General features: G+C 67.7%; 6 protein-coding genes and 1 pseudogene. 3 read left to right on the forward strand and 4 right to left on the reverse strand.

Annotation, left to right across the window (positions count from 1 at the left end):
* From E4P82_RS20635 to E4P82_RS20650, 4 genes are all read right to left on the reverse strand, one after another.
* Positions 1-4,209: strawberry notch C-terminal domain-containing protein (locus tag E4P82_RS20635; protein ID WP_169250641.1), on the reverse strand; the 4,209-nt coding region annotated here is incomplete at its 3' end.
* Between the two features lie 68 nt (positions 4,210-4,277).
* The gene (locus E4P82_RS20640; protein ID WP_169250640.1) at positions 4,278-5,831 is read right to left on the reverse strand and encodes a hypothetical protein; all 1,554 of its coding nucleotides are present in this window, start codon (positions 5,829-5,831) and stop codon (positions 4,278-4,280) included.
* 21 nt (positions 5,832-5,852) lie between these two features.
* Entirely contained in the window at positions 5,853-7,154 is a 1,302-nt protein-coding gene (locus E4P82_RS20645; protein ID WP_169250642.1) for a YqaJ viral recombinase family protein, read from the reverse strand.
* A 28-nt stretch (positions 7,155-7,182) separates the two neighbouring features.
* A complete protein-coding gene (locus E4P82_RS20650; protein ID WP_169250643.1) occupies positions 7,183-7,521 on the reverse strand; it encodes a hypothetical protein in 339 nt (112 codons plus the stop codon).
* Positions 7,522-7,534: 13 nt separating this feature from the next.
* Here E4P82_RS20650 and E4P82_RS20655 point away from each other — a divergent pair, with 13 nt between their 5' ends.
* The 3 genes and pseudogenes from E4P82_RS20655 to E4P82_RS20665 form a co-directional block, all read left to right on the forward strand.
* The gene (locus E4P82_RS20655; RefSeq protein WP_312915955.1) at positions 7,535-7,969 is read left to right on the forward strand and encodes a DotI/IcmL family type IV secretion protein; all 435 of its coding nucleotides are present in this window, start codon (positions 7,535-7,537) and stop codon (positions 7,967-7,969) included.
* A 13-nt stretch (positions 7,970-7,982) separates the two neighbouring features.
* Positions 7,983-8,219 (forward strand): hypothetical protein, encoded by a 237-nt coding sequence (locus tag E4P82_RS20660; protein WP_169250644.1) that lies wholly within the window; start codon positions 7,983-7,985, stop codon positions 8,217-8,219.
* Positions 8,131-8,442: pseudogene (locus E4P82_RS20665) on the forward strand (hypothetical protein); the annotation flags it as partial. The gene E4P82_RS20660 and the pseudogene E4P82_RS20665, both read left to right, overlap by 89 nt.

Raw genomic sequence — 8,442 nt, forward strand, 5'->3', positions numbered from 1 at the left:
GGGCGCCGGTTGCCAGTGGGCCGCGTGGTGGGCGCAGGCGTCCCGCACGGCGGCGGCTCGCAGCGGCCGGCGGGCCTCCTCGTAGTCCACGGTGATGAAATCGATGGGCGCGTGGAACGGACTGTCGGTTTCGCCCGCGCCGGCGGGGGTTTGCTCAAAGCGATCGCGTGCCACTTCGCGGGCCTTCCAGTCGAATTCGGCGGTGCGCAGCGGGTGGATGCCTTGGTTTTTCAGTTCATCGAACCGCGCGCGGTACAGACCGGCCAGTTCTTCCAACACGCTGTCCTGCTCGGCGACCGGGAGCAACAGGATTCGCGAGGTGATCCGGTTGATGTACCACCCCGGCGTCGCGTCGTGGGTCTCGCCGATTTCGGCGGACAACCGGGCCGCCTGAAACGGATTTTGCGTCACCCAGCGCCGGGCGATCTGGTTGCCCAGGGGATTGAGCCAGTCCGGTATGTGCTTGGCCAACGCCGCGTTGTCCTGATTGCTGGTGGTATTGGCCGAGAGCTGGCGCAGCTTGGTGTTTTGCATCGCGATCAACCGCATCTCGCCGGGGAGCCCGGTGGAGGGGGTCACCACGGTCGGGGCGGCGCACTGGCCCCGGCGGTTGATCCGGCCCCAGAACTGAATCCGCTCCGCCACATTTTGCGGAATTTGCAACTCGAACATCGAACGGGGGGCCGGACTCCAGCCGGGGACATCGTCACGGGCGTGCGCGCTCAAGCCGGTCGAGCCGGAGCGGGTGACGATCAAGCCTTGATGGACGTCGGTGTTGAAGCGGAACACGGTATCGACCCGGTTTTCCGCCGGCCGGGGCCGGACCCGCAAGGCGCGCGCGTCTTCCTGTTCCACCCACTCGACTTGGAAGGACCGGCCGGACAGCTCGCCGATGCGATAGCCGCGTGCTTGCAAGGCGAGGCGTACCTCGTCCAGCGGCGACAACGACAGGTCGGGGAACGCCGCGATGTCCTTCTCGATCCCCTGGACCAGGTCGAGCAACGCGGGATCGTCGATGCGCCGCCGGGTGGTGTTGCCGTAACCGTCGCGCTCGGTGTACTCCAGCATTCGGTCCAGCACCCGCCACAAGGCATCGCGAAAGGTCATGGCCGGAATCGTCAAATCGGCTAAGGGATCACGGGTGGCCGGTACCGTCGCCCGGCGGGTGTCCACGGCCTTCTCATCCGTGGTGCCTTCGTCCATGGTGAGATCATCATCGAACCGATGGGTCACGATCTCCTTCAACAGCGTTTCCAAGGTGTTTTCCACCACGAACACCGGTTTGCGGCCCGCCTCGATCTCACGCGCCCCGAATTCGATGGCGTGATCGACCTTGAGCGCCAGCAGGAACAGTCGATTGAGCTGATAGAGCCGGGAGCCGAAGTTCATCGTTTGCAAGCCGGCCCGGTGGCCCCGGCGTTGGCCGTTCGCGTCGCCGCCGTCGAGCCGTTCGTTCAACCGCCGGTTTTCCTCGGAGATGAACGCCTCGATGTCACCGCCCAGCCAGGCCATTTTTTCCAGAATCGATGCCAAGCGATTTGCGAGTTCCCGATGGCGGTTCGCGCGCGCGGTGTCCGGTTCGGTGCGGAAGGTGATGTGAGACAGATCGTGCTCGCGCCGGATCAGCACGCCGTCCTCGGCCAGCATCTGCGAGAACGCCTCCTGCAACGGCGCGCCGCCTTGGCGCAGCAGGAAACCGAGGTCGTCCTGGCGGAACAGGTCGGGCAACACCGAGGCGTACACGGACAGGTTGTCCGGGCGCTTGGCGTAAGTGGCGCTGGAAAAGATCGGGGGCCGTCCACTCGCTTCCAGCAGCCGTTTCACGTTCGCGGCGGTGTTCGAGTCCCCGCTGGCGTTGTGCGATTCATCGACGAGGAGTTGCGCGCCATGGGTTTCGGCGATCCGACACAGCCAGTCGACCTTGAGCGATCCGCGCTGACCAAGCTGTGAGTAGGTCGCCAGCACCAGGTTGACGCCGGGGGGCAGGGTGTCCGCGGTCATCGCTCGCCGCAGGTCCGCCGCACGGCTCGCCGCTCGCCGCAGGTCCGCCGCACGGCTCGCCGCTCGCCACACGGTCCCTCGCTCGGTGTCCTTGATCGGGATGTCGGCATTGACGATCAGCGGCACGATGTCGCGCTGGACGCCGATCTGGGACAGATCACGGTAAAAATCCGAGAACAAGTTGGGCTTCTCGGTCAAGAAAATCACCGGACGGCCTTGTCGCCAGGCGCGCAGGCAGACGCCCGCCAGCACCCGGCCCTTGCCGATGCCGGTCTCGTCGGCCTCGATGAACCCCCGTCCCCGGTCGTGGGCGTCGAAGGCCAGCGCCAAGGCATCGATTTGTTCGGGCGCGAAATGGGCCGCTCGCTCCGCCGCGCTCATCCCCAGCTCGCGCCCGACGAAGGTATCGACGTCGCACCCCTGGCGGGCTTCCACGCGATCCAGGGCACGGCTCACCGCCGTGGCCATGTTCGCCGGAATCATGGTCGAGGCCGCGCCCACGCCGCTGCGGGCGACATAGCGTTCCTGATACACCACCACGGCGTCCAGTTCGTCCTCGATGGACGGCATCGCATCGGAGGTATCGGGCATCGATGGGGTCTCGCCGGTCGCCATGGCCCCCGTGGTTGCGTCGGTCGTCCACGTCAAGGGCGCCGCGCGCTCCAGCACGCTCGGCCCGATCCGGGGCGCCAAGGTGTCCACGAGCGTCCAGAGTTCATCCCAATCGCGGGCCACCGGCGTGGTTTCGGGTACCGCCGGAAAGCCGGTGCCCCGCTCGCCGATGACGATCAGCCGCAGGGGATAGTGCGCGCCTTGCGTGCCGTAGAGGTGGCCGTGCAGGCCGATGACCGCCTCGACGTGATAGTGATCGGCCAAAAGGTTCAAGAGATAACGGCTACCGCCCGCCGGCGTCTCCAGATCATGCTGGCGGGGGTGATCCGCGCCGATCAAATACACCGCCCGTCCTTGCGGGTGGCGCTGTTTCAGGGTTTCCAGCAGGATCCAATGATCCAAACGCCGGGTCGAAAACGACACCTGCTCGAACGCGACCCGCCGTTGCGGACGGTCGCCGGTCCCGAATCGGCCCAGCCCGCCGAACGGCGGGTTGGCCAGCACGTAATCGTAAGGTGCCGTGGGCGCGGCTTGACGCAAGATATCGCCGGTGATCACCGACCCGGTCCCGCCCAGCAGGCGTTCCAGGCGCCGCGCCCGGTCGGGATCGATCTCCACGGCGGTGATTCGTGCCTCCGCCGGCAACCCGAGCAGCAGCGCGCCGTGACCGGCGGTCGGTTCGAGAACGGACCGGCCCGCGCCGACCGGCCCCAGGAGGGCGCGGGCGGCCACCGCCAGCGGCAGCGGGGTGGAAAACTGGGCCAACGCGAGGGTGTCGCCGCTCCGGGTGGCCACCGGCGGCAGGTGGCCCGCCAGCCGCCGCGCCGCGTGGAAGGCGGCGGTGGGGACCGATGCACCGCCTTGGGCGTCGAGCCGAGCGTGATGCGCCCGAAAGTAGGCGACACTGGCCGCCTCCAGCGCTTCTTGCAGCGCGTGGGGCGTCGGCGTGTCCTGGCCGGCCGGCACCGCGAGGGCGCGGCCGAGTTGCGCGAGGTCTTCCGCGCCGAGCTTTTCCTCTTGGAGCGCCCGCCACAGCAGGCCCGACACCAAGTCGGGTAAGTCATCGTCGGTGGTGAGCCGCAGGTAATCGACGTCCGTCAGCGGCCCGAAATCGCCCTCGGGATCGCCGACTAGGTAGCGGTTCTCCGCGCCGTCCTCATGGACGGACTGGCCGCGCCGATTGAGGCCGAGCCAGGTGGCGTTATGCACCCGATGGTCCGCCGTGGCGCGGGCGGCGTCGGCGACTGGGATCGCCTCGGTGGTCGGGGTGATGGTCGGGGCGATGGTCGGGGCGAGTGAGGGCGTGGGCGGCACGACCGTAGGCACGACGCGCACGACGCGATCGCGCGGCATCTCGCGCACGGTCGCCTGGGGAAAGTGACGCCGCACGTCCCCGAATTTCAAGGTGGGTTCGGGATGGACGACGTGACCTTGACGCGTGCGGCGAAAACCCAGGGCCGCAAGCGCGGCCCCGTGGTCGGCCGTGTGGCCGGCCGCGACCAGGACCGCCCGGCCCGAGGGCAAGCGCACGGCGTGTAGCGTGAGACCGTGGGGCGACAGGTCGATCCAGCGGACGGTGGCGGTGGGTTCGGACATGCGGATTCCCCCGGGGTGGTGGCCCGCCCCGGCCTCGGGACGGTCTTTCGATCAGGACGGCGGCATCCTCACATCGTCGGCGGGGGCACGGCGGCTGGGCGCGGCGCGGCGTTGACGGACGTGGGGCTGACCGGCGCCGGTGCCGGTCCCGGCGCCGTGGTGGTGGGTGCATCCAGGGTCTGGGGGGCCGGTTTCGCGGGCGCCGGCGCGGGCGTGGCGGCCGAGTCGACCTGGAACGCCGCGTCGAGGGCCGCTTGACCCAGCTCGAACGCCTCGTCGGCCAGTTCTGGAAGGTCCTGAACCGTGGCGGATTCCCACGATGGTTCGCCCTCGGCGGTGGGATCGCCCTCATCGGCGGGCGGAACGGGTGCCCGCCAGTACGGGCTGGGCACGGTCGCCGGGGTGTAAGCGGGTCCCGTGTCCAGCCGGAACGGCCCGGCCACCACGTAGGTCCGTTCCGCTTGTTGCTGCAACACCAGAGCAACCCGCGAGACGGCTTCCGTCTCATGGCCGAAGGTAAAGGCGACCGCGCGCAAATCAGCGGCGGATTCGGATTGCAGAATCGTCTTGATGTCGTTGGCCAGACTGACGGCATGCTTGCTGGCGACCAACAGCGCGTCGCGGGGGATGAATTCGAGCTGTATTTCGCCCCGCGTGGCGGCGGCGAACAACACCGGGTTGTCGATCCCCTCGATCAAGGCGAATCGATCGACCTCGACCTGTTCGCCGGTGTCGGGATCGGCCACCGGATGGCCCTGCGCATCGAAACCGGGCACGCGCGCCAGCAATTGAGCGGCCCATTCGCCGGGTTGTTCACCCCGCATCAGGGGTTGCCAACGGGTTTCCGTCTCGCCGCCGTTGGAAATCCGGGTCAGGATCGAGCGATAGCGGTCGGCGGCCAGGAGCGTGTCGATGGCCCGCGCGGCCTCGGCGGCATCGCGCGCCGGCCGCGCCTGTTCGGGCCGCAACACCGGCAAGCGCAAATTGATCGAGACGTGGTCCTGGGCGCGGGCCTCCCAGGCTTGCGCCAGTTTCTCCTGGAGCCAGCGCCGGTCGAAGACGACCGGTGTCCACCGTGAGCCATGGGCCACCCGCGTCGTCATCGTGTCCTGTCCCAAGGCCCACCGAATCCGCGCCGGTTCCCCGACGCCCCGCTGGACGTTGGTGAAATCCAACACCGGCATTTGCGCGTAGACCTGCACCACGTCCCGGTGCTGATGGTGGTTCATCTCGCCCTGGACCTTCTGGGCGGAGACGCAGGTGTTGATCCAACCGACGCTGATCACGCCGCGGTCGGCGTCGCGCCAGGCATTGCCGAACGCCAGGATCGAACCGACCCCGCCACCGGCCCCCTTGTTGAGATTGTCCTTGCACTCCTTGATCCGGTCGGCACGGACGGCAAAAGTCTCGGCGCGGCCCGTGGTGGTGTGAGGGCCGTCGAACAACGGCGTGGCGCGCAAGATCAGGGCGCCACCCTGGGTCTCCGGCGGGGCGTCCAATCGGGCGATCACGTTGCAGGATTGATGGGTCACCGGGGCTTTGGCGGTCGCGCCGTGCGTGGCCACTTCGGAGGCGGTCCGTAGCGTGTCGAACGAGGAGTGCTTTACTGTATCTGTTGACATAACATAACTCCTAAGATGGGTCTAGCGTGGCGCGGGTAGAGGACGGGTCGTAGGAAGTGGCGGCGTGCCGAAGGTGTGGGAGGCCGCGCGCGCGGCCTCCCGGATCGGTTCCACGAACGGTTGATCGGCTTTGCGACGCGAGAGGCGGGTTTGATACTCGATGCGCTGGAGCGTCGTTTCTGGAATCCCACGTTCGGTGATCAACCAGCGGGCCGCCGCGTCGAGATCGAGGGCCGCGTCATCCGTCCGGGCCACGTCGGGATCGCCGCCTCGTTCGCGCACCAGCGCCACCAACTGATCGGTATCCCATCGAGGACGCGCGAACCGCTGCCGGTCCGCGTCGCTCAGCCGGGCGTCCACCGCGTCTTCGTTCCATTGGGCACGCGGCTTGATCTGGACCGGACCCCTGTGCACGGTGTCGGCGAGATGGTGGGCGCGGCAGCGCGCCAGCAGTTGCGCATGGGCGTCTTCATGCAGGCGCTGGGTTTCCTTCGCCAGCAGCTCCAACCGTAGCCAACGCTCGGCCAGCGCCTCGATGTCGGCTTTGGCCGCCAGGGACAGGTCGGCCAGCTCCAACGCCAGCGGGGCGCGGGTCGGCCAGGGCGGCAGCACGCCTTGTAGGACGTACGCGTTCCAATAATGGGTGCCCGCCGCCACGATCTCGGCCTCCAAGGCCGGGTCGTGCGCGCACACCAGGACCTCCGGGGTCCCTCGCGGGTGGTTCCAGGCCACGAGGACCCGCGCGTCGACGGCATACCCCAAATCCGCCGCGATCAAGCCGGTCTGGTGCAATTGGCAGGCATACGGCAACGACACCTCGGTCAGCGGTTCGGCGGGCGCCTTGTAATCCACCAGCACCCGGCGACCCGCCACCTCCACGATATCGTCCGGCGTCGCTTGCATCCACGGCCAGCGGGCGGGGCGGTGGGTCGCGATGCGTTGCGTCCACGCTGGTTGCCGAACCGCCCCGCTTTGGCGCAAGAACGTCTCGCGAATCAGCGGCTCCAGCAGAATCCCGCGCCGTTGATGGGGATTGGCCGGGGTGGGAGGGTCCAGCAGCAGCTTGCGGGCCACCACCTCGCGCGCGGTACTGAACGGTGAATACAGGCCCCGTTGCTCGCCGACCAAGATCCCGATCTCGCTGGCGCCGAAGCCGGCCAGCCGCCGGAGCTGTTGGGTGGGCGTGAGACTGCTTCCGAAAGCGTCCGTGGCGGCGAGGGCCCGCGCCGCTTGCCACCAGGTGGCCATCCGCTCGGCATCGAGGTGGCGCGCTTGGGGTAAGGCTCGCAGCGCGCTGGGAACCACGTCCGCTTCGTCGTTCATTCGTCGTTCATATATTTGATATGTTTATTTATAAAAATAACGTCGCTATAATCATAGCAGGTGGCCGAAAACCCTGCCGAGTTTTTCGGTGCATGAGCGACCCGCCATCGGAACCGGGAGAGTGATGACCGAGATGACCGAGACGACGTTGGCACAAGGCCGCGACCCGGCGACCGAACCAGGCTTGCGAGGCACCGCCCCGGTTCACGACCTGTTGGGGTCGCTCGATCTGAAGTTGCGGTGGTCCTTGCTGGGGAATGCGGTGCTGGCCACCGCGCTGACCGTCAGCGCGTTCGGTCATCTGTGGACGCTGACCCATCCCCCCCACGCCCGAGTATTTCGCCACCACCGCCGATGGGCGACTCATCCCGCTGATTCCGATCAGCGAGCCATATGTTCCCCAGGAGGTGTTGCTGACCTGGGCGGCGCAAGCCGTGACGACGGCGTACACCCTCGATTATGTGCACCAGAAGGAACAGCTTTCGCGGATGCGGGATTTGTTCACCGCCCAAGGCTTCAACAGCCATCGGAAAGCGTTGGGGACTTCGGGGTTGTGGACCGCCGTGGCCGAGCGGCGGCTCGTGACCCAAGTCGTGCCGACCGCGCCACCGCTGGTCACCAACCAAGGGGTGATCGGGGGTCGCTATGCCTGGAAATTGGAGGTCCCGATCAGGATCACTTACCAGGGGGCCTCCAGCGTGAGCTTGCCCCAGGACAATATCGCGGAAATCCTGATCGTCCGCATGCCGACTCACGAGCTGCCTCGGGGATACGCGATTCATCAACTGGTGACGCGACCGGGGAAGACTTCATAAGGAGGCCGGTCGTATGAGTCGATCTTTGCGCCTGGACGGTTTGTTGACCGCACTATGGCTCGTCGGTCTCTCCACCCCGGCATGGGCGCTGGGGGGGGCCGACCTCGCGCCCGCCCACCGCGCCGGACGCCGCGCCGCCCATCGTCGAGTCGCCACCCACCGTGCCGGAGCCCGAAACCGCGCCGGACGCCGCGCCGCCCGTCGTCGAGTCGCCACCGTCACCGCCACCGCCGCCGAATCCAGCGCTTGAACACGGCCATCAGGCTCGCCGCGAGCGGGCGCGGGACCGAGCGTTTGAGCAGACCGAGGACACCCTCACGCCGATGACGCCGGACCAGTTGCAAAGCCTGATTCGATCCCTGGAGATCACCGAGGCGGTGGCGGCGGACCAGCGACCACCCGAAGCCGTGATGACCGCCGAGGCGCTGAATTTGAACGCGACGCGCCACCCGTGGTCCGGGTGGCCCAAGGTT

The sequence above is a fragment of the Candidatus Competibacter phosphatis genome (assembly GCF_012939995.1).
GTDB lineage: Bacteria > Pseudomonadota > Gammaproteobacteria > Competibacterales > Competibacteraceae > Competibacter > Competibacter phosphatis.

Excerpts from the sequence above, each read along its gene's own strand:
- E4P82_RS20640 (WP_169250640.1), bottom strand. The coding sequence starts at position 5,831 with ATGTCAACAGATACAGTAAAGCACTCCTCGTTCGACACGCTACGGACC.
- E4P82_RS20645 (WP_169250642.1), bottom strand. The coding sequence starts at position 7,154 with ATGAACGACGAAGCGGACGTGGTTCCCAGCGCGCTGCGAGCCTTACCC.
- E4P82_RS20650 (WP_169250643.1), bottom strand. The coding sequence starts at position 7,521 with ATGAGTCGCCCATCGGCGGTGGTGGCGAAATACTCGGGCGTGGGGGGG.
- E4P82_RS20660 (WP_169250644.1), top strand. The coding sequence starts at position 7,983 with ATGAGTCGATCTTTGCGCCTGGACGGTTTGTTGACCGCACTATGGCTC.